This window comes from Raineyella sp. LH-20, assembly GCF_033110965.1.
Classification (GTDB): domain Bacteria; phylum Actinomycetota; class Actinomycetes; order Propionibacteriales; family Propionibacteriaceae; genus Raineyella.
The window spans coordinates 1,640,668-1,659,773 of sequence record NZ_CP137003.1; the positions used below are offsets into that span (position 1 = coordinate 1,640,668).

Here is a 19,106-nt window from a genome sequence, read left to right on the forward strand (position 1 = left end):
TCGGCGGACCGCCCGCGGCGTGGTTCCTGGTGTCACCACGCGTTTGTCACGCTAACCCGAGCTGCCGGTTGATCACAAATCGGTAACGTGCCTCGGCGTGTGGTGAACGGGGTCAGGGGTGTCCCTGAGGGGTGGGGCGGATCGCTCGGCGGGTCCCGGGCGGTCCCTGTGGGAGGCGGTGACATCCCTAGTCAGGCGGTGTTCTGCCGATGTTCGGGGGCTGGTCCGGGGTGGTCCGGCGGAGTGCTTCCTCCCCTCCGTGGGGGCGGTGATGCGGATCACGACCGGTGGCGTGCCGGCCGGCGGATCACGGACAGATCTCGGCCCGGTCTCCGTACGATCACGCTTCTCGGATGGTGATCAGAGGCGCTCGACATGTGGCCGTCCGGCGCCGTGTCGCGGATCGCGGGCGATGTGCCCAATCGGTGGATCGTACGACGCCGCCGCGGTGGGGCGTCGCCGGAGCGGAGTCGGAGAGAATGCTGAGGAGCATCCGCGTGGCGTGCCGTCCCGCGGAACTTTCGATCAGGGTCGTCTTCCGGTGGTCGTCCGGACACTGCTCGGCCCGGTGGTGGTTCGGACACCGTGCCGCCCGACCCGGGCTCAGTGGAACTCCGCGGACTCCTCCGCGGTGTAGAAGAGCCCGAGGTCGTCGTCGTGCAGTGCGTCGATCGGCAGGGTGAGCAGGCGTTGCTGATGGGCGGCCCTGGCTGTCGCCGCCTCCCGGGCCAGGGCGTCGAGCCGGTCACCCACCCCGGCCGCCTCCAGCACCTGCTTGCCGGCCCGGAACACCCCGTCGTTGCCGCACAGCAGCCGGCTCTCCCGCCACACCTTGCAGGCCACCATGTCGTGGAAGCCGGTCATCGCGGACTGGGCGCGCAGCGTCTCCACCGGCTTGACGATGTAGTCCAGCTCCTCGCGGAAGCCGGGGTTGCGCAGGTAGAAGTACTTCTTCGCGTAGATCGCCTCGTCCAGTGCGGTGGCGAGCCCGTCGGGGGCGTCGTCACCGACCAGGACGACGATGTCGAGGTCCGAGCCCTGCACCAGGATCCCGGTGGACCGCTCCGGGCGCAGCACGTCGTGGGCCATCCCGTAGACGATGTCGCCGGCGATCGCGACGCAGAAGTGCTCGGCCACCTCCGGGTCGGCGAGGAAGGACCGGGTGATGTCGTCCATGATCCGGCGGGCCGTGTAGAGCTTGCGTCGGCTGACCTGCTCGATGTGGTCGGCCAGGTCATCGGCCGCCGCCTCGAGGGCGTCGGGGTCGTCGGCCGGGCCGACGACGGTGTAGGTGAGGAACTCCCGCAGGATCGACGGCGAGAGGCGTACGTAGCCGTCGAGCTTGATGTCGAGGCGTACGTAGCGCCGGCCGATCACCCGGTGTGCCAGCCGTGGGTCGGTGACGCAGGCCTGCCACAGCGGGAGACCGCCGGCCCCCAGCGCGTCGTGCAGCTGGGAGCCGGTCAGCGGCCCGCGGAAGGAGACCGTACGCAGCACCCGGTCCGCCAGCGCGGCGCGTCCGGTCACTGTCAGACGAGGGCGCCGCGGACGACCTCGGCGATCGACTCCGCGTAGTGGGTGGTCAGCTCGTGGGTGGGGCCCTCCACCATCACCCGGCAGAGGTTCTGGGTGCCGGAGTAGCGCACCAGCACCCGGCCCTTGCCGGCCAGCTCGGTCTCGGCCCGCTCGATCGCGTCGACGATCTCGGGGACGGTGTCGATGGCGGGCTTGCGGCCGACCTCGATGTTGACCAGCACCTGCGGGAAGACGTCCATCGCCGCGGCGAGGTCGGACAGGGTCCGGCCGGTCTTCAGCATGGTGGCGACCAGCTGGAGGGCGGTCAGCTCGCCGTCGCCGGTGGTGTGGTGGTCGAGGAAGATCACGTGGCCGGAATCCTCACCGCCGAGGTTCGCGCCGAGCCGGCGCATGTCCTCCAGGACGTAACGGTCGCCGACCTTGGCGGCGTGATGCTTGTAGCCGTATTCTTCGCAGGCCAGGGTCAGGCCCAGGTTGCTCATCACCGTCGACACCAGCAGGTCGTTGGCCAGTCGGCCCTCCGCGTGCAGCTGGTTGGCGCAGACGATGAGGATCTGGTCGCCGGTGATCTCCTGGCCGCGCTCGTCGACGGCGATCAGCCGGTCGCCGTCGCCGTCGAACGCCAGTCCGACGTGGGCGCCGCTGGCCAGCACGGCGGCACGCAGGTCCTGGGTGTGCTGGGAGCCGCAGTTGTCGTTGATGTTGTAGCCGTCCGGCTCGTCGTGGATGACCGTGACGTCGGCGCCGAGCTCGCGGAAGATCGCCGGGGCGACCTGGAAGGTGGCGCCGTTGCCGGTGTCGAGGACGATCTTGACGCCCTCCATCGACAGCTCCCGCGGGAAGGTGTTCTTCAGGAAGACGGTGTAGCGGCCGACCGCGTCCTCCAGCCGGTGGGCCCGGCCGAGATCGTGCGGCGCCGCGGCCAGGGCGTCGAGGCCGTCGCCGAGGATGAGATCCTCGATCTCCTGTTCGTCCTCGTCGGAGAGCTTGTAGCCGGTGCCGGCGAAGACCTTGATGCCGTTGTCCTGGTAGGGGTTGTGCGAGGCGGAGACGACGAACCCGGCGTCGGCGCGCATCGACTCGGTGATGTAGGCGATGCCCGGGGTGGGCAGCACACCGACGAGCTCGACGTTGCCGCCCATCGAGGTGACGCCGGCCTCCAGGGCGCCCTCCAGCATGTCGCCGGAGATGCGGGTGTCCTTGCCGATGACGATCCGGACGCGGTGGCCCGCGGGCTTGCCCTCACGCACCACGTGGGTGACGGCCTGCCCGAGCCGGTACGCGGTGATCGCGTCCATCGGGAATCGGTTGGCCTGGCCGCGGATGCCGTCGGTGCCGAACAACTTGCCCATCTGCTGTGTCTCCTTCTGGTGTCGGGTCCTCACCCGACGGGTCTTACCCACCGTCCAACGTCTCGCGAGACATTAGACGCCTCGGGTCCTCATCACCCGACAGGGTCCTCTCGGTGTCACCCGACGTGGGTCCCGGATGCCCACCGTACGTGTGCTGCGTGGTCGGACACCGCCCGGCCGGTCGGTGGTCGGTCCGGCGGTGCGTGGCGACCGGGCTCCGGGTGGCCCGATCGGTCCACCCGGCAGGGTCGCAACTGCTCGGTCCGGGGTGGCGGCTCAGTCGGCCTCGAACAGGCCCATGTCCGGCACCAGGGCGGCCGCCCGTGCACCGGTGTCGTCGATGATCGCCTGGAGCCAGGCGGTGCCCGCCTCCTTCGCCGGTGCCGCCAGGTCGCGGACCGCGGCGGTGTAGGCGGTGCCCGCGGCGGCCGCCGTGGCCAGCGGGTCGAGCAGGACCGAGGGGGGCGTACGCAGCGCGTCGGGGACCTGGTCGGGGGTGCAGGCGGCGAGCAGCTCGACGTGGCGCTCCACCAGTTGGCGGCGTCCGGCGGTGTCCGGCTCGATCGTCGCGACCAGGGCGGCGAGGCGCTTCGTACGCTCCGCCCGGGCGCACGCCAACATCTCCAGCGCACCCTCGAGGACGAGGTCGCCGAGCTCCTGGGCGGCGAAGAACGGGCGACGTACGGTCCGGTACCAGGTCTCCAGGGCGATCAGACTGGCGAGATAGCCGACGTTCTTCTCCAGCAGCGGGGCCAGTCGCTTGTAGCGGCGCGGCGTGTTCGGGCGGCGGACGCCGTCGGTCGGCGGAGTGAGGACGAGCAGGCCGTCCTCCCGGACGTCGTCGCGCAGGATCGACCCGGCGCCGACGACGGTGCCGAAGCCGACCTGGACCGGGCCGACGGTGCCGCCTTGTCCGCCGAGGAAGATCGGCGGCTGGTCCAGCATCACCCCGCGCGGCACGTCGCCGAAGAGTGACGCGGTCGTCTTGTTGCCGTCGGGGGTGAAGTTGAAGTGGATGTAGGACGAGCCGACCTCGGAGTGGTCCTTGCGGCTGGTGCCGCCGGCCATCAGGACGTCGCAGAAGTTGATCAGACTGCCCAGCGTGACGTACGGGAACAGGATCGTCTGCTTCAGCCCGACGGTGTGCGCGCCGCCGGACTGCTCCTCGAGCAGGGTGCCCTCGCGGACGTGTGCGCCGAGGCCCATCGAGGCGCCCTGGAGGAACACGGCGCGGTGGAAGTAGCCGGCCTTGAGGCGTACGTCCGGGCCGAGTCGGCAGTCCTGCAGGGTCACCGGGCCCTCCTCGCCGAGGACGACGCCGGCGGAGATCACCGTGCCGGCGCCATGGATCCGGCAGCCGGGATGGATGGTCACGCCGTCCGCGGAGATCCGGTCGATGTCGACCTCGTCGCCGATGTCGAGACTCCACGGGTTGGGGATGTCGACGCCGCGTTCGATGAGCTGTATGGCCTTGTCGAAGCCTCGTGGCTTCCCGTGCATGGACGAACCTCCCAGCGCCGGCGGGTGCCGACCGGGACAGAGTCTAACGGCGCGGCGGTCAGCGGGGTGCACGCTCGGCCGACCCGGGCGTGGGGCCTCCGGGTGGGGTCTCCGCATACGGGGATTTCATCAGCGGGCTGCTGCAGTCGTTGAGTCGTTGAGTCGTTGAGTCGTTGAGTCGTTGAGCCGTTGAGCCGTTGAGCCGTGACGTGACGGGCCGGTCCCTGGTCGGGGCCGGCCCGTTGTCTTGGCCCGCCTCGGCCGGTTGTCCTGGTCCGCCTCGGCCGGTTGTCCTGGTCCGCCTCGGCTCAGCGGACCAGGCCGGTCTGGTAGGCGATCACCACCAACTGGGGCCGATCCCGCGCGCCGAGCTTGGCCATGATGTGACTGACGTGGGTCCGGGCGGTCGCGGTGCTCACCACCAACCGGTCGCCGATCTCGGCGTTGTTGAGCCCCTCACCGACCAGGGCAAGCACCTCCTGCTCGCGCTCGGTGAGCACGGCCAACCGTTCGTCGGACCGTACGATCGGCGCGGCGCCGGTGAAGGTGGCGATCACCGTACGCGTCACGCTCGGGGACAGCAGCGAGGATCCGCCGGCGGCGAGCCGGATCCCCCGGAGGATCTCGTCGGGGTCGGAGTCCTTGACCAGGAACCCCGCGGCCCCGGCCTGCAGCGCGGCGAACACGTACTCATCGAGCTCGAAGGTGGTCAACACCACTACCCGGGTCGATGCGCAGTCGGGATCGGCCCCGATCCGCCGCAGCGCGGCGATGCCGTCGAGTTCCGGCATCCGGATGTCCATCAGCACCACGTCGGGGTGCAGCGTCCGGACCTGCTCGACCGCGGCGAGGCCGGTGCCTGCTTCGGCGACGACGCTCATGTCGGGCTCGGCGTCGACCAAGGCCCGCAGGCCCATCCGGACCAGCGGCTGGTCGTCGGCGATCAGCACAGTGAGGGGCGTGGCGGCGGGGGTGGGAGTCGGCTGGGTGGTCATAGGCCTGCCCTATGGATCGGGGACTGAGGGGCGAGATGCCGTCGGGGGTGGCGTGGACGGTGAGGTGACTGGTGCGGGCAGTCGGGCCCTCGGCCGCGACTCGGTCGGTCGGCCCCTTGGCGACTTGGTCGGTCGGCCCCTTGGCGACTTGGTCGGTCGGGCCTCTGGCGACTTGGTCGGTCGGCCCTCGGCTGGCGATGGGGGCGACAGCCGCCGCGCTTTCTGCCAGAGGCGGCGGTTTCAGTCAGCCGCTGCCCGCCGGCAGGCCGCGGTTGACTGAAACGCGCGCGGCTGCCTGAACGGGCGGCGTTTGTGGGGGTGACCTGGGTCTGGGCAGGACGCGGTTGACTGAAACGAGCGCGGCTGCCTGAACGAGCGGCGTTTGTGGGGGTGGTCGAGGTTCCGACGTACGCGTCGCGACGGGGGCTCGCTCGGACGGCGGCGCGGCGTGGATGAGGGCGGTCGAATCGGGGAGTCATGCGGCCGAGTCGGGGAGTCGTGCGGCCGAGTCGGGGAGTCGTGCGGCCGATTCGGGGAGTCATGCGGCCGGCCCGTGTCCGGGCGGTGTTGCACCCGCCGCGCCCGCCGCCCCGGTTGCTCCCGCCGCGCCCGCCGCCCCGGTTGCTCCCGCTCCGCCCGCGGATCCCGCTCCGCCTGCCGCTCCCGCTCCGCCCGCAGATCCCGTCGCCCCGAGCGGCAGCACGGCGGAGATCCTCACGCCACCCGGACCGGCGTCGTGGATCGTCAAGGTGCCGCCGAGGGTGGCGATCCGTTCCCGCATGCCGCGCAGGCCGTTGCCGGCCACCAGCGGGTGGGCGGGGGCCGGGCCACCGTTGGCGACCTCGATCTGCAGTCGATCCCCGAGCCGGTCGACGCGGATCTCCACCGGTGTTCCCGGGGCGTGCCGGACGGCGTTCGTCAGTCCCTCCTGGACGATCCGGTAGGCGACCTGTTGCACCGGGGTCGGCACGCTGGACACCAGCCCGGGGCCGCGATGCACCGTGATCGTCGCGCCCCCGGCGACCAGCGGCGCGATCAGGTCGTCGAGCCGGTCGAGGGTCGGGCCCGGGGCGAGCGGCGCGGCCTCCTGGGGGTCGCGCAGGATCCCGAGCGTACGGCGCACGTCGGTCAACGAGTCCTTCGCGCTGGTCCGGATCGCCTCCAGCGACGCGCGTGCCTGCGCCGGATCGTCGTCGAGGAACCGCAGCGCCACCCCCGCCTGCAGCGAGATCGTCGACAGGCTGTGCCCGACGACGTCGTGCAGGTCCTGGGCGAGCCGCAGCCGTTCCTGGTAGGCGACCCGGTGCATCTCCTCGTCGTAGGCCTGCCGGCGGGCGCGCAGCTGGCTGCGCCGCGTCTCGGTGACCAGGGTCGGCACCAGGATCGCCGCGAAGCCGAAGACGATCGCCGGATAGAGCCAGGCGCTGGTCAGCCCAAGGTAGGGCTGACGCCAGCCGACCGCCCACAGCATCGGGATCAGCGCCAACGCCCAGGCGGTCCAGGTCCGGCCGGGCCGGCTGCCGGTCAGCGCGATCAGCGCGAGCGCCGGGGCGGGCAGCGCGAACGGCAGTGACCCTCCGGCCAGCAGATAGCCGGCGACGCCGACCACGACCGTCACGTACGCCAGCCGTGGCCGGACCGTACGCAACAGCAACCCGACGCCCACCACCAGGCACGCGGCGACCAGCACCGGAAGCCACGGGGAGTCAAGCGTCTGTGCCCACGGCCCGGTCGGATCGGGGTAGCGGGGGTCGTACGGGTCATAGCGGCCGGGCATCATCGACTGGTCGCGCATGTGGGCGCGCATCGTGCGCTGTTCGGCCGACGGGAGCGCGGTGAGCAGCATCAGCCAGGTCACCGCGACAGCGCTGACCGCCGTGACGACGGCCCGGGGCCGCGGATGGGAGTGTCCGCCCGGTCGGTGCGCACCCCACGGCGGCGGGCCGGGGAGGTCGGGGCCGGAGCTGGCTGCCCCGGGAGTGCCCGGGACCGGTGCGGCCAGGCCGGAGGGTTCCATGCCCCGATCGTACGTACCCGTCCCGGGCTGCACCATCGGCGCGGGAGCGTAGCCGTCCCCCGACGACGTACGTCGAGTCAACGGGTCGACGTACGTCGAGGAGCGTACGTGAAGTGCCGCCCGCCGGCCGATGTGCGCGGCGGGCCGGCGGCCCAGACTGGAGCCATGTTCACCTCGTTGCTGCCGCTGGTCATGCCGGGCCACATGGGGTTCGGCGGCCCGATGATGGGCCACCACGCGTACGGTTATCCCATCTTCGGAGGCATTCTGATGATCCTCGGCCCGCTGCTCCTGGTCCTTCTCCTGATCTTCCTCTTCAAGCGGGCGGAACGGCGCGGCACCCCGCTGTTCGGCTGGGGTCCGGAGGGCCGCCCCGAGGGCGCCCCCGGCGCCTACCCGCACCACCATGGCCCGCACACGCCGCCGGCTCCCGAGGACGAGGCGCTGCGTACGCTCGCCAATCGCCTCGCCGCCGGTGACATCAGCCCGGAGGACTACCGCGACCGCGTCGACACGCTGCGGGCGACCCGGGCCCAGGCCACCGATCCGACCGCCGGCATGCCCTACCTGGGGCCCGAGGACAAGGGGCCGGAGCAGGGGGGCCAGCCGTCGTAGCACGCGTCACGATCGAGCAAGAAGTCCACGACGATCCAGCAAGAAGTCCACGCGGGGTCCCGGTGCCGTACGGTGCCGGGACCCGCGCCCGTTCGCTAGCCTGACCTCATGAGCGACGCCACCGAGGCCATCCGCGAGGGATACACGTTCGACAGTGACGCCATCGAGCTGGGCGTGCTGGTGGCGGACGGGCAGCCCGTCCCCGACGTGAAGATCCGGCTCGCCCTGAGCATGCTGAACCGGCACGGCCTGGTCGCCGGGGCCACCGGCACCGGCAAGACCAAGACCCTGCAGCTGATCGCCGAGCAGATCTCCGCCGCCGGCGTGCCGGTCTTCGCCGCCGACATCAAGGGCGACCTGTCCGGTCTCGCCGCCCCCGGCGCCACGAGCGAGAAGCTGCTGGCCCGGACCACCGCGATCGGCCAGGAGTTCACCCCGGCGGCCTGCCCGGTGGAGTTCTACGCGCTCGGCGGCCAGGGGACCGGGGTGCCGCTGCGGGCCACCGTCACCTCGTTCGGCCCGCTGCTGCTGTCGAAGGTGCTCGGCCTCAACGCCACCCAGGAGTCGTCGCTGTCCCTGGTCTTCCACTACGCCGACACCAACGGGCTGCTGCTGCTCGACCTCAAGGACCTCAACGAGCTGCTGAAGTTCCTGGTCTCCGACGAGGGCAAGGCCGAGCTGGCGGACCTCGGTGGGCTGGCGAAGGCCACCGTCGGTGTCATTCAGCGTCAGCTCGCCGCGCTGTCGGCCCAGGGCGGCGACGAGTTCTTCGGCGAGCCGGAGTTCGAGACCGAGGATCTGCTGCGTACGGCACCGGACGGCCGCGGTCTGATCTCGCTGCTGGAACTGCCCGATCTGGCGCAGCGCCCGGCGCTCTTCTCCACCTTCCTGATGTGGCTGCTCGCCGATCTCTACCAGCACCTGCCCGAGGCCGGTGACCTGGACAAGCCGAAGCTGGTCTTCTTCTTCGACGAGGCGCATCTGCTCTTCGACGGCGCGTCGAAGGCGTTCCTGGACGCGATCGAGCAGACCGTACGGCTGATCCGCTCCAAGGGCGTCGGCGTCTTCTTCGTCACCCAGTCGCCGAAGGACGTCCCCGAGGACGTCCTCGCCCAGCTCGGGTCGCGGGTGCAGCACCAGCTGCGCGCCCACACCCCGAACGACGCGAAGGCGCTGAAGGCGGCGGTGGCGACCTACCCGAAGACCGACTACGACCTCGCCGAACGTCTCCAGCAGCTCGGCATCGGCGAGGCGATCGTCACCGTCCTCAACCCCGACGGCGCCCCGACCCCGGTGGCCTGGACCCGGATGCGGGCCCCGCAGGCCAGCATGGCGCCGTACGAGGCGGCGGCGATGACGGCGGCCGTCGAGGGCTCGCCGCTGCAGGCCCGCTACGGCACGACGATCGACCGGGAATCGGCGTACGAGGTGCTGAACGCGAAGCTGCAGGCCGGTGCGGCAGCGGCCGCCGCGGAACAGGCGGCGGCCGAACAGGCCGAGGTGGAGGCGCAGCAGGCCAAGGCCGAGGCCGCGCGGGCGAAGGCGGAGGCTGCGGCGGCCCGGGAGGCGGAGCGTACGACCCCCTCGCGGGCGCCCCGACGGGAGAAGTCGCTGATCGAGGAGATCAGCGAGAACACCCTGGTGCGCCAGATGGCCCGGTCGGCGGCGCGGGAGATCACCCGGTCGCTGTTCGGCGCCGGCAGGCGGCGCTGAGGTCGGCGGCGCTGAGGTCGGCGGCACTGAGGTCGGCGGCGCTGAGCCAGGCGGCGGACTCGACCATCATGGCGTCACCGCCGAGGGGACGGCCGGCGCCGCCGGCTGCGGCCGGGGCAGGCGCAGGCGTTTGAGCGCCAGCGCGTTGACCGCGACGATCAGGCTGGATCCGGACATCGAGAGGGCGGCGATCTCGGGCCGCAGTGTCAGTCCCAGCGTGGCGAACGCGCCGGCAGCGATCGGGAGGGCGATGGTGTTGTAGCCGACCGCCCAGCCGAGGTTCTGGCGCATCTTCGCCACGGTGCCCCGGCCGATCCGCACCGCGGTCGGGACGTCGAGCGGATCGGAGCGCATCAGCACGACGTCCGCGGTCTCGATGGCGACGTCGATGCCCGCCCCGATCGCGATGCCGAGGTCGGCCTGGGCGAGCGCCGGGGCGTCGTTGACCCCGTCGCCGACCATGGCGACGCGCTTGCCCTGCCGCTGCAGCGCGGCGACCGTGGCGGCCTTGTCGCCGGGGAGCACCTCGGCGATGACGGTGTCGATCCCGAGCTGGGAAGCGATGCGTTCGGCGGTGGCGCGGTTGTCGCCGCTCAGCATCACGACCTCCAGCCCGAGGTCGTGCATCTCGCGGACCGCGGTGGACGACGTCTCGCGAGGGGCGTCGGCCAGACCGATCACGCCTGCAGGGCGCCCGTCGACGGCGACGAGGACGGCGGTGCGGCCACTGGATGCCAGTGCGTCGCGGTCGGCCAGCAGCGGTGCGATGTCCACGCCCTGGGTGAGGAGGAGTCTCCGGTTGCCCACCGCCACCCGGCGGCCGTCGACCGTGCCGAGCGCCCCGTAGCCGGCGACCGCCTCGAAGTCCTGCACCGCGGAGGCGGATCGGGCGCCGGAGGTGGCGGATCGGTCGCCCGTGGGGACGTACGCGCGGGCGTACGCCACGACCGCCGACGCCAGGGGGTGTTCGGAGGCTGCCTCGACCGCAGCGGTGAGGGTGACCAGGTCCGCCTCGGAGAATCCGTCGGCGACGACCACGTCGGTGACCTCCGGGGCGCCCTTGGTGAGGGTGCCCGTCTTGTCCATCACGACGGTGTCGATCTTGGCCGCCGTCTCGATCGCGGCCGCGTTCTTGAACAGCACACCGCGCTTCGCGCCGAGGCCGCTGCCGACCATGATCGCCGTGGGGGTCGCCAACCCCAGAGCGTCGGGACAGGTGATCACCACGACGGTGATCGCGTACAGCAGCGCCACCCCGACCGGCGCTCCGGCGAGCAGCCAGACCGCGAAGGTGCCGGCGCCGCCGACCAGGGCGACGAGGACCAGCCAGAAAGCGGCCCGGTCGGCGAGGCGCTGCCCGGGGGCCTTGGAGTTCTGCGCCTCCTGGACCAGGACGACGATCTGGGCGAGGGCCGTGTCCGCGCCGACCTTGGTGGCGCGGATACGCAGGGCTCCCGTGGTGTTGAGGGAGGCCCCGATCACCTCGTCACCGACCGCCTTGGTCACCGGGAGGCTTTCCCCGGTGACCATCGACTCGTCGATCTCCGAGCGACCCTCGACGACCACACCGTCGACCGGCACCTTCCCTCCGGGCCGGATGACGACCACGTCGCCGACCAGGACGTCGGCGGTCGGGACGTCCTGCTCGACCCCCTCGCGGACCACCGTCGCCCTGGGCGGGGCCAGGTCGAGGAGCGTACGGATCGCGTCGTTCGCGCCGCCCCGGGCGCGCATCTCGAACCAGTGCCCGAGCAGGACGAACGCGGCCAGGATGGCCGCGGCCTCGTAGAAGACCTCCCCGCCACCGGTGAGGGTGACCCCGAGGCTGTAGAGCCAGCCGGTGCCGATGGCCACCGCGACCAGCACCATCATGTCCAGGGTGCGGTTGCGCAGGGCTCGCCACGCCCCGTCGAAGAAGATCCACGACGAGTAGAAGACGACCGGGAGGCTCAGCAGGAGCTGCCAGACGTCGTCGCGCACTCCGAAGGGCGCCGGGACGGGGAAGCCCAGCACGACCCGCCCGATCGGCGACCACAGCGTGACGAGGGCGCCGAGCACCACGGCCACCAGGAACCGGTTGCGCATGTCGCGGACCATGCTCGCCATGGACATGCCGGCGTGTCCGCCGTGTCCCATCGCGTTGTGCGGGCTGATGGTCTGCGTCTGCCGGGTGGTCGGCAGATCGTGGGCTGTGTGCGCGGCCTGCGCGGCCTGCGCGGCGTGGCCCGTGTGTCCGGCGTGCTCGGCCTGCCCGGCGTGGCCCGCAGCGGTGGCCTCGGCCGAGGCGGTGGGCTCGGTCATCGGCTCGCACAGGTGTTCCGGAAGGGAGCGGCCGGCGCAGTGGTAGCCGCATTCGCGGATCCAGTCGGCCAAGTCCCGCACCGAGGTCGACTCGGGATCGTACGTCACGGTGGCGGTCTGGTTCATGGCGTTCGCGTCCACACCGACCACGCCTGGGCGACTCAGCAGTGTCTTCTCGATCGCCGCCTCGGACGTGGCCCAGTGCAGACCGGTGACCGTGAGGGTGGTGCGCCGGACCATGGGCGGGCCTCCTGACCTCGGCATGCCTCCACTGTAGCCATATACCCCGGTGGGGTATACGGGTACGACATGGCCTTCCCTGAGTCCTGCTCGGGTCGTCGCCATCCTGTCGTGGCCCCCCGAGTCCTGTCGCGATCCTGCACCCTAGACTCTCATTTGTCCGAACAAAGAGGGGTTGTGGTCACTATGTCACGCCGGGGACGGATCTGGGGACTGGTCCCGGTCGGCGCCATGCTGCTGCTGGCCCTGGTGTTGCGTGCGCCGGTGGCAGTGGTGCCGCCGTTGCTGCCGCAGTTCCAGTCCGCGCTGCATCTGGGCACGGTGCAGGCGGCGCTGCTGACCAGCATCCCGGTGCTGTGTTTCGGCCTGGTCACCCCGGCGGTCTCGCAGCTGGTGCACTGGCTGGGGATCAACCACGGTGTCGCCTGGGGTCTGGCCGCCGTCGTCGTCGGCTCGCTGGTGCGGGTCGACGGCACGATCGTCGGGCTCTACGCCGGCACGGTGCTGATCGGGCTCGGACTGACCATCGGCAACCTCGGCGTGCCGATGCTGATCAGCCGCCAGTACCGCCGCCGCGCCGCCCTGCTCACCGGCGCCTACTCGGCGACCATCAACATCGCGGTGACCGTCGCCACCGCGACCGCGGTCCCGGTGGCGGCGTTCGTCGGCTGGCAACGGTCGTCGGCACTGTGGGGGACGGTCATCGGTGGTGTCGCCCTGGCCGTCTGGCTGGTCGTCTATCCGCCCGGCGTGCGCGGTGCCCGAGGGGTCTTCCGCCGGCACCTCGGCCTGGAGACACCGGCGCAGACCGTCCGCGAGGGCCGCGCCGCGCTGCGTACGGCGGGCCCGGGTCCGGCGCTGCGGCGCTGGCCACTCGCCTGGCTGCTGGCCGCGGCGTTCTCCGGCCACACGCTGGCCTACTACGCGGTGACCTCCTGGCTGCCGTTGGCGCTGGTGGATCTGCGGCAGATGAGTGCCGGGTCGGCGGGTGTGGGTGCGGCGATCTTCCAGGCGGCCGGCATCGTCGGCCCGTTCGCGACCTCCTGGCTGGTCGACGGCCGTCACTGGTCACTCACCCGTACGGCCCTGCTCACCGGCGTCGGCTGGGCGGCGCTGCCGGTCGGCATCGTGCTCGCTCCCGCGGGGTGGGTGGTGTGGAGCGTGGTGGGCGGTCTGTCCCAGGGAGCGTTCTTCACCCTGGTCTTCGTCATCGTCGTACGCCGCACCCGCACCGTGGACGACAACCGGCGGCTGACCGCCATGGTGCAGACGATCGGCTACTCGGTGGCCGCGACCGGCCCGGTGGTGATGGGGTGGGTGCACGACCACCTCGATGCCTGGGGCCCGTCGTTCCTGGTGGTGCTGGCGGCGATCGTGGTGATGATCGCCGCCGTCGTCGCTGCGCTGCGGGACCGCAGCGTGCCGGCGGAGGGGCCGGGCCCGGCCGCCTGATCTGTCCGCCGGCGGTCGCTGCAAGCGCGCGCGGGTACGTCCGTCGCCCCGCCGGTGCCAGCAGGTCGGCCGGTCAGTCACCTCCCCAGCAGGCGGATCAGTCGCCCATGCAGGTGCCGACGTGCCGGGCGGCCAGCAGCCAGGGATGGTCGAGCGGCACCGTCTTGAGGTTGCCGGCGACGTCCTCCAACGGCACCGGCACGGCCGCCTGCCCCTGGGCCGCGACCGTCACCCCGAAGTGTCCCTCGGCCACCAGCCCGGCACCGGCCCCGCCGAGCAGCGTGCCCAGCAGCCGGTCCTCGGCGTCCGGGGTGCCGCCGCGTTGGACGTAGCCCAGCACGGTGACCCGCGACTCCAGCCCGGTCGCCGCCTCGAGCGCCTCGGCCAGGTCGAAGGCGTTGCTGCGGTGGGCGGCGACCACGGCGTTGAGGTGACTCTTGGCGGCGGCCTTCGCCTCCGGGGTGGACGCGCTGCGGATCAGCGCCTCGGCGGCGGCCAGGTCGGCGGTGCGCTTGATGTCGCGGGCACCCTCGGCGATCGCGACCACGGAGAAGTTGTGGCCGCCGGCGGCCCGCTCCTGGATGGAGGCCGCGACCGACTCGATGGTGTAGGGGATCTCCGGCAGCAGAATGATGTCGGCGCCGCCGGCGATCCCGGCTCCCAGCGCCAGCCAGCCCGCCTTGTGGCCCATCGTCTCCACCACGATGATCCGGTGGTGCGAGTGGGCGGTCGAGTGCAGCCGGTCGATCGCCTCGGTCGCGATGCCCAGCGCGGTGGAGAAACCGAAGCTGGTCTCGGTGTGGGCGATGTCGTTGTCGATCGTCTTGGGCAGATGGATGATGTTCAGCCCGGCCTTGGCCAGCCGCAGGGCGTTCTTGGCCGTCCCGCCGCCGCCGATGCACACCAGCGCGGCGAGCCCGTCCTTCTCGTAGTTGTCGACGATGGTGGGCACCATGTCGACGACCTCGTCGCCGATCTTCATCTTGTGCGGCTTGTCCCGGGAGGTGCCGAGGATGGTGCCGCCGGTGGTGAGGATGCCGGACAACGCCACCGAGTCCAGATCGAGGAGGCGATTGTCCGCCAGGCCGCGGATGCCGTCGCGGAAGCCGATCACCTCCATGCCGTGGTGGCCGATGGCCGCCTTGCCGAATCCCCGGATCGCTGCGTTGAGGCCGGGGCTGTCGCCGCCGGCCGTCAGCACCCCCACCCGCCGCTTCTGCTTGCTCATCGGATCCTCCTCACGCTCATCCTCCACAGCCTAACGGCAGCGGCGTACGCCGAGGCGGGGCTCGGCGTAGGTCATGTCCTGGTCGTACGACACGGACCGGGGCGTACGTCATGTGGGGTCGAGCGTCACGCGGGAGTCGTACGCCCCGGACCGGTCCACCCGGGAGCCCCCCGACGCCCCGGCGTACGTCACGCGGGAGTCGTACGCCCCAGCAGACCGGCCGCTGTCGCGCCGAGGATCGCGGTGACCTCCGCCGCTCCCAGTCCGGCCGAGCCGACGAAGCCGACCGGGTCCTTCTCGGCCAGGTCGAACGGGTGGTCGGTGCCGAGCAGGACATGGTCGGCACCGACGGTGTCGACGAGGTGGCGCAGCGCGTCGGGGCTGAAGACGGCCGTGTCGTAGTAGAGCCGGTCGAACAGCTGCGACGGCGGCACCGCGGTGGTGTGCGCGACCGGCTTGCGGTCCCAGCCCATGTCGAGCCGGCTGCGCAGGTCGCCGAGGCAGCCGCCGCCGTGCGCCAGGCAGAGGGTCAGCGGCGTACGCTCCAGCACTCCGCTGAACGCCAGGCGGGCCGTCGCGAGCGCGGTGTCCATCGGGTAGCCGAGGAGCTGCGGGAACCAGTAGTCCTTCATCCGCGCCGGCGCGGGCATCCCGGACGGATGCAGGAAGACGAAGGTGCCGCGCTCGCTGAGCAGCTGCCACAGCGGGCTGTTCACCGGGTCGTCGAGGTCGCGGCCGGCGCCTTGTGAGCCGATGGCGATGCCGGCGAAGCCGAGGGCGTCCAGGCACCGGCGGGCCTCCTCTGCCGCGCCGGGCCAGCCCAGCGGCACCGCGCCGAGCGGCAGCAGGCGGCCCGGCGCCGCGGCACAGTAGGCGGCCAGGGCGTCGTTGCCGCGCCGGATCACCTGCGCGACGAGGTCTTGGTCCTGGCTCTGGGTGGCGAAGAGGAACGGCGGCAGCGACACCAGCTCGACGTCGACACCGGTGGCGTCCATTTCGCGCAGCCGCTCGGCCGGGTCGTGCATCGACCGGGCCAGCGGCAGCGGGGCGCCCGGACCGACTCCGGAGATCTTCGGGTCGAGGACGACGATGTGGTCATCGGCACGGGACAGGTCGCACAGGCCCTCCGCGGCCAACCACTGCAGCACCGGCAGTGGCATCGCGTGGGCGTGGACGTCGATCACCGGGGCAGTGGGGCGGCCGGGGGGCGCCGGGGCGGGGCGCGCGGGGTCGGTCATGGGGCTCCTTGGGCCGTACGGACGGGTGATGAGACGCGCGGTCGACGCACGGTGGAGGACACCGTGCGTCGGTGGTCGGTCAGGGGACGAAGATGCTGGCCGGGGCCGGGGAATCCTGGTGGCCGACGGGTTCGTGCAGGACGACGCCCATGCCGTTGATCCACTCACCGATCGGCTCGTAGTCCAGCGCGGTCGTCCGCGCCCCGGGCATCGCCGCGGAACAGGCCACCCAGGCGCGGACCTCGCCGGTGCCGTTGCCGGCCAGCAGCAGTTCCTCGTTGCCGAGGTCGAGCAACTCCGGCGGGCAGCCGAGCTCGAGCTGGCGCAGGAACCACAGGTCGAAGTCCTCGTCGATGTCGCCGACGCGTGGTTCGCCGACGAAGTGCGACAGGCCGCCGGCGCCCACCACCGCGACCCGCTCCAGGCCGTCGTACGCCCGGATCGCCTCGCCGAGTGCGGTGCCGACGTCGTACGCCTGGCGCAGCGTCATCAGCGGCGGGGTGGTGCAGTTCATCACGATGGGGACCAGCGGCAGATCGGCGGCGGGCGACAGTGCGTGGTAGACGGTCATGAAGCCGTGATCGACGGTGAGGCGGTGCGACAGCGACGGCAGGACGCCGCGCTCCATCGTCCCGGTCAGGATCGCCTCGGCCAGCCCCGGGGCCCCGGGGACGATGGTCCGCGGGATGCCCAGCCACTTCTCCACCGGGCCGAGGTGGGTCTCGCCGACACCGACGCAGAGCTGCGGCAGGTTGTCGAGGAAGAAGTTGGTGAAATGCTCTCCGGACAGCAGCACCACGGCCTGCGCCCCGGAGGCCTCGACGCGGTGGCGGACGTCGTCGAGCGCGGCGAAGAACCGCTCGCGCATCGCCGGCGGCGCGGACTCGGGATTGGCCGACATCATCGGCGCGTGCGACGCCGAGTAGCCCAGCACGATCTCGGCCATCATGCCTCCTGGGGGTGGGAGCTGGCGGTCCGGCTCGGGTCGGTGGTGGTCGGGACGGTGACGGTGGCCGGGGCGCTGACGGTGCCCGGGGTGCTGACCGGAGCAGTGGCGGCGGGCGCGGCGGCCACGGGCTGCCCGAGGTGGAAGCGGCCGTAGGCGTCCAGACGGCCGTCGGCCCGGGAGCCGAATCCTTGCCAGCGGGTCTCGCCGGTGACGACGTCGGAGCCGGCCGGGAAGAGCACGCGGTAGTCGGCCCGCTTCCAGCCGTTGGCCCGGCAGTAGGCGTTGATCAGCACGGGGTGCACCGCGTGGGTGTGGAAGGCGGCCACGTCGCCGGCGGTGAGGGCCGTACGCTCCGCGTCGGTGAGGTCGTAGCCCTCGACGCGCGCCTGGTCGGGGCGGGCGGTCGTGTCCGGCTCCTCGAGCCGGCGCAGATGGTCGAACAGGCACTGCTGCAGCTGGTAGCGGCTCATCGGTCCGCCTCCGCGCGGGGAAGCGCCGGTCGGCGCCGGGGTGAGTTGGTCATGGGGCTCCTCGTCGGTGAGGTCTGGTCGGCCGTGAGGCGTGGTCGTCAGTAGGGCATGGTCGTCGGTAGGGCATGGTCGTTGGTAGGGCATGGCCCCGTCCGATGGTCTCCTGGGCGTCGCGTGTGTGCTCCCCGGAGCGCTGTCCGTGCGGTCCGGCCTGTGATGAGGCTAAGTGACGTACGTCACCAGAGCCAATAGATATTGGATGGTGGGCATATAGATATCCTCTATGTGTGGCGGAGGATCTCAACTCGTTGCGTACGCTGCTGATGCTCTACGAGACCCGCAGCGTCACGGCGACGGCCGAACGGCTGCACGTGTCGCAGCCGACGGTCAGTTACACGCTCGGCCGACTGCGGCGCAGGTTCGGCGACGAGCTGTTCCGGCGGGCCGGCAACACGTTGGTGCCGACGGCTAGGGCGGCACTGCTGTACGACGCGCTGCGGGAACCGCTGTCGCGCATCGAGCAGGTCACCGCGCTGACCACGGGCCCCTTCGATCCGTCGTTGCTGGGCGGTGAGTTCGTCGTGGCGCTGTCGTCGATGGGGGAGGTGTCGTGGCTCCCCGCGATCGCCGCGGCGTTCGGGCGGCAGGCGCCCCGGGTGCGGCTGCGGGTCACGCCGCTGGACATCGGTTCGGTGGAGGAGGGGTTGGTGCGCGGCGTGGTGGATCTCGCCCTCACGATGACCGTGCTGCCCACCGAGCGGCTGTGGCGGGAGCCCTTCTACGACGTGGAGTACGTCGCTGTCACCGGGGCAGGGCACCCGTTGGCACCCGGCGAGGAGGGGCTGCGATCACGCCGGCTGGTCGAGGTGGCAGGGCGGGCTGGACACGCCCACCTGCGTGAGGCGGTGGACGAACACGGTCTGGCCGACCGGGTCTACTTGGTCGTGGACAGCTACGCGGCGGTGCCGTCGGTGGTCGAGGTCACCGACCTGGTGGGCCTGCTGCCGCGGTACTTCGCGGAACGGTTCGCGCGTAGTCACGACCTGGCCATCCATGCCCTGCCGTGGCGGGTGCCGAGCCCGCCGACCGCGGCGTACACCCGGATGGAGTCGACGCTGTCGCGGGGGCAGGCGTGGTTGCGCGGGATCGCGTTGGAGGCACTGCGGTCGTCGTTGCCGCGGTGGGAGCCATTGGGGTGAAAGGCGGATATGGGACGAACTGGTCATCCTGAAGCCCGGCCAGAATGACCGGGACGACCGCCGGGCCACCGCGACAAGGCCGCCCGGCATGGGACGCCCGCAATGAAGCCCGGCCAGAATGACCGGGACGACGGCGGGGACAACGTGTTTGGTGTCGTCCCACGTCTCGACCCGCAATGAAGCCCGGCCAGAATGACCGGGACGACCATGATCGATGAGCCACAGCTCGCCCAGCGAGGGCCCGCAATGAAGCCCGGCCAGAATGACCGGGACGACTGGTTCGGCGGTGGCGAGGACGATG

The 19,106-nt window shown here is 71.7% G+C and carries 14 protein-coding genes and 1 CRISPR repeat array (1 of these 15 running past the window's edge); of the genes, 4 read left to right on the forward strand and 10 right to left on the reverse strand.

The features are described from left to right. Positions 1–603: 603 nt before the first annotated feature. From R0146_RS07160 to R0146_RS07180, 5 genes are all read right to left on the reverse strand, one after another. Positions 604–1,527, reverse strand: a complete 924-nt coding sequence (locus R0146_RS07160) for a hypothetical protein (protein ID WP_317692175.1) — start codon at positions 1,525–1,527, stop codon at positions 604–606. 2 nt (positions 1,528–1,529) lie between these two features. Further along, positions 1,530–2,888: a phosphoglucosamine mutase gene (gene glmM / locus R0146_RS07165; protein ID WP_317692176.1), complete on the reverse strand. Its 1,359-nt coding sequence runs from the start codon at positions 2,886–2,888 to the stop codon at positions 1,530–1,532. Between the two features lie 276 nt (positions 2,889–3,164). Beyond that, on the reverse strand, positions 3,165–4,388 hold the full coding sequence (locus R0146_RS07170; protein ID WP_317692177.1) for a UDP-N-acetylglucosamine pyrophosphorylase: 1,224 nt from the start codon (positions 4,386–4,388) through the stop codon (positions 3,165–3,167). Between the two features lie 308 nt (positions 4,389–4,696). Further along, on the reverse strand, positions 4,697–5,383 hold the full coding sequence (locus R0146_RS07175; protein ID WP_317692178.1) for a response regulator: 687 nt from the start codon (positions 5,381–5,383) through the stop codon (positions 4,697–4,699). A gap of 538 nt (positions 5,384–5,921) precedes the next feature. Continuing rightward, the gene (locus R0146_RS07180) at positions 5,922–7,400 is read right to left on the reverse strand and encodes a sensor histidine kinase (RefSeq protein ID WP_317692179.1); all 1,479 of its coding nucleotides are present in this window, start codon (positions 7,398–7,400) and stop codon (positions 5,922–5,924) included. Between the two features lie 165 nt (positions 7,401–7,565). On the opposite strand from R0146_RS07180, the gene R0146_RS07185 reads away from it, so the two are divergent. Both R0146_RS07185 and R0146_RS07190 read left to right on the forward strand, forming a co-directional pair. Further along, positions 7,566–8,015 (forward strand): SHOCT domain-containing protein, encoded by a 450-nt coding sequence (locus R0146_RS07185; protein ID WP_317692180.1) that lies wholly within the window; start codon positions 7,566–7,568, stop codon positions 8,013–8,015. A gap of 108 nt (positions 8,016–8,123) precedes the next feature. Next, positions 8,124–9,728, forward strand: a complete 1,605-nt coding sequence (locus tag R0146_RS07190) for a helicase HerA-like domain-containing protein (RefSeq protein WP_317692181.1) — start codon at positions 8,124–8,126, stop codon at positions 9,726–9,728. 66 nt (positions 9,729–9,794) lie between these two features. Here R0146_RS07190 and R0146_RS07195 read toward each other — a convergent pair whose 3' ends face one another. After that, complete coding sequence (locus R0146_RS07195) at positions 9,795–12,293, reverse strand: heavy metal translocating P-type ATPase (protein ID WP_317692182.1); 2,499 nt, start codon at positions 12,291–12,293, stop codon at positions 9,795–9,797. A 162-nt stretch (positions 12,294–12,455) separates the two neighbouring features. Between R0146_RS07195 and R0146_RS07200 the strand changes: the two genes are divergently transcribed. Continuing rightward, complete coding sequence (locus R0146_RS07200; RefSeq protein ID WP_317692183.1) at positions 12,456–13,721, forward strand: MFS transporter; 1,266 nt, start codon at positions 12,456–12,458, stop codon at positions 13,719–13,721. Positions 13,722–13,818: 97 nt separating this feature from the next. On the opposite strand, the gene R0146_RS07205 is transcribed toward R0146_RS07200, so the two are convergent. The 4 genes from R0146_RS07205 to R0146_RS07220 all read right to left on the reverse strand — a co-directional run bounded on the left by R0146_RS07205 (position 13,819) and on the right by R0146_RS07220 (position 17,606). After that, a complete protein-coding gene (locus R0146_RS07205; protein ID WP_317692184.1) occupies positions 13,819–14,949 on the reverse strand; it encodes a 6-phosphofructokinase in 1,131 nt (376 codons plus the stop codon). A gap of 188 nt (positions 14,950–15,137) precedes the next feature. Next, positions 15,138–16,187 carry an amidohydrolase family protein gene (locus R0146_RS07210; protein ID WP_317692185.1) on the reverse strand — a complete coding sequence of 350 codons (1,050 nt, stop codon included), beginning with the start codon at positions 16,185–16,187 and terminating at the stop codon, positions 15,138–15,140. 79 nt (positions 16,188–16,266) lie between these two features. Then, positions 16,267–17,133, reverse strand: coding sequence for a DODA-type extradiol aromatic ring-opening family dioxygenase (locus R0146_RS07215; RefSeq protein WP_317692186.1), 867 nt, complete (start codon positions 17,131–17,133; stop codon positions 16,267–16,269). Continuing rightward, the gene (locus tag R0146_RS07220; RefSeq protein WP_317692187.1) at positions 17,133–17,606 is read right to left on the reverse strand and encodes a hypothetical protein; all 474 of its coding nucleotides are present in this window, start codon (positions 17,604–17,606) and stop codon (positions 17,133–17,135) included. Before R0146_RS07220 ends, R0146_RS07215 begins: the two co-directional genes overlap by 1 nt. A gap of 287 nt (positions 17,607–17,893) precedes the next feature. Here R0146_RS07220 and R0146_RS07225 point away from each other — a divergent pair, with 287 nt between their 5' ends. Next, positions 17,894–18,805 carry a LysR family transcriptional regulator gene (locus R0146_RS07225; RefSeq protein ID WP_317692189.1) on the forward strand — a complete coding sequence of 304 codons (912 nt, stop codon included), beginning with the start codon at positions 17,894–17,896 and terminating at the stop codon, positions 18,803–18,805. 22 nt (positions 18,806–18,827) lie between these two features. Beyond that, a CRISPR array of direct repeats spans positions 18,828–19,106; the repeat unit is 36 nt (it continues 2,524 nt past the right edge of the window).

Coding starts and splice junctions, on each gene's coding strand:
- R0146_RS07210 (WP_317692185.1), bottom strand. CDS start 16,187: ATGACCGACCCCGCGCGCCCCGCCCCGGCGCCCCCCGGCCGCCCCACT.
- R0146_RS07195 (WP_317692182.1), bottom strand. CDS start 12,293: ATGCCGAGGTCAGGAGGCCCGCCCATGGTCCGGCGCACCACCCTCACG.
- R0146_RS07180 (WP_317692179.1), bottom strand. CDS start 7,400: ATGGAACCCTCCGGCCTGGCCGCACCGGTCCCGGGCACTCCCGGGGCA.
- R0146_RS07170 (WP_317692177.1), bottom strand. CDS start 4,388: ATGCACGGGAAGCCACGAGGCTTCGACAAGGCCATACAGCTCATCGAA.
- R0146_RS07220 (WP_317692187.1), bottom strand. CDS start 17,606: ATGAGCCGCTACCAGCTGCAGCAGTGCCTGTTCGACCATCTGCGCCGG.
- R0146_RS07205 (WP_317692184.1), bottom strand. CDS start 14,949: ATGAGCAAGCAGAAGCGGCGGGTGGGGGTGCTGACGGCCGGCGGCGAC.
- R0146_RS07215 (WP_317692186.1), bottom strand. CDS start 17,133: ATGGCCGAGATCGTGCTGGGCTACTCGGCGTCGCACGCGCCGATGATG.
- R0146_RS07200 (WP_317692183.1), top strand. CDS start 12,456: ATGTCACGCCGGGGACGGATCTGGGGACTGGTCCCGGTCGGCGCCATG.
- glmM (WP_317692176.1), bottom strand. CDS start 2,888: ATGGGCAAGTTGTTCGGCACCGACGGCATCCGCGGCCAGGCCAACCGA.
- R0146_RS07190 (WP_317692181.1), top strand. CDS start 8,124: ATGAGCGACGCCACCGAGGCCATCCGCGAGGGATACACGTTCGACAGT.
- R0146_RS07185 (WP_317692180.1), top strand. CDS start 7,566: ATGTTCACCTCGTTGCTGCCGCTGGTCATGCCGGGCCACATGGGGTTC.
- R0146_RS07175 (WP_317692178.1), bottom strand. CDS start 5,383: ATGACCACCCAGCCGACTCCCACCCCCGCCGCCACGCCCCTCACTGTG.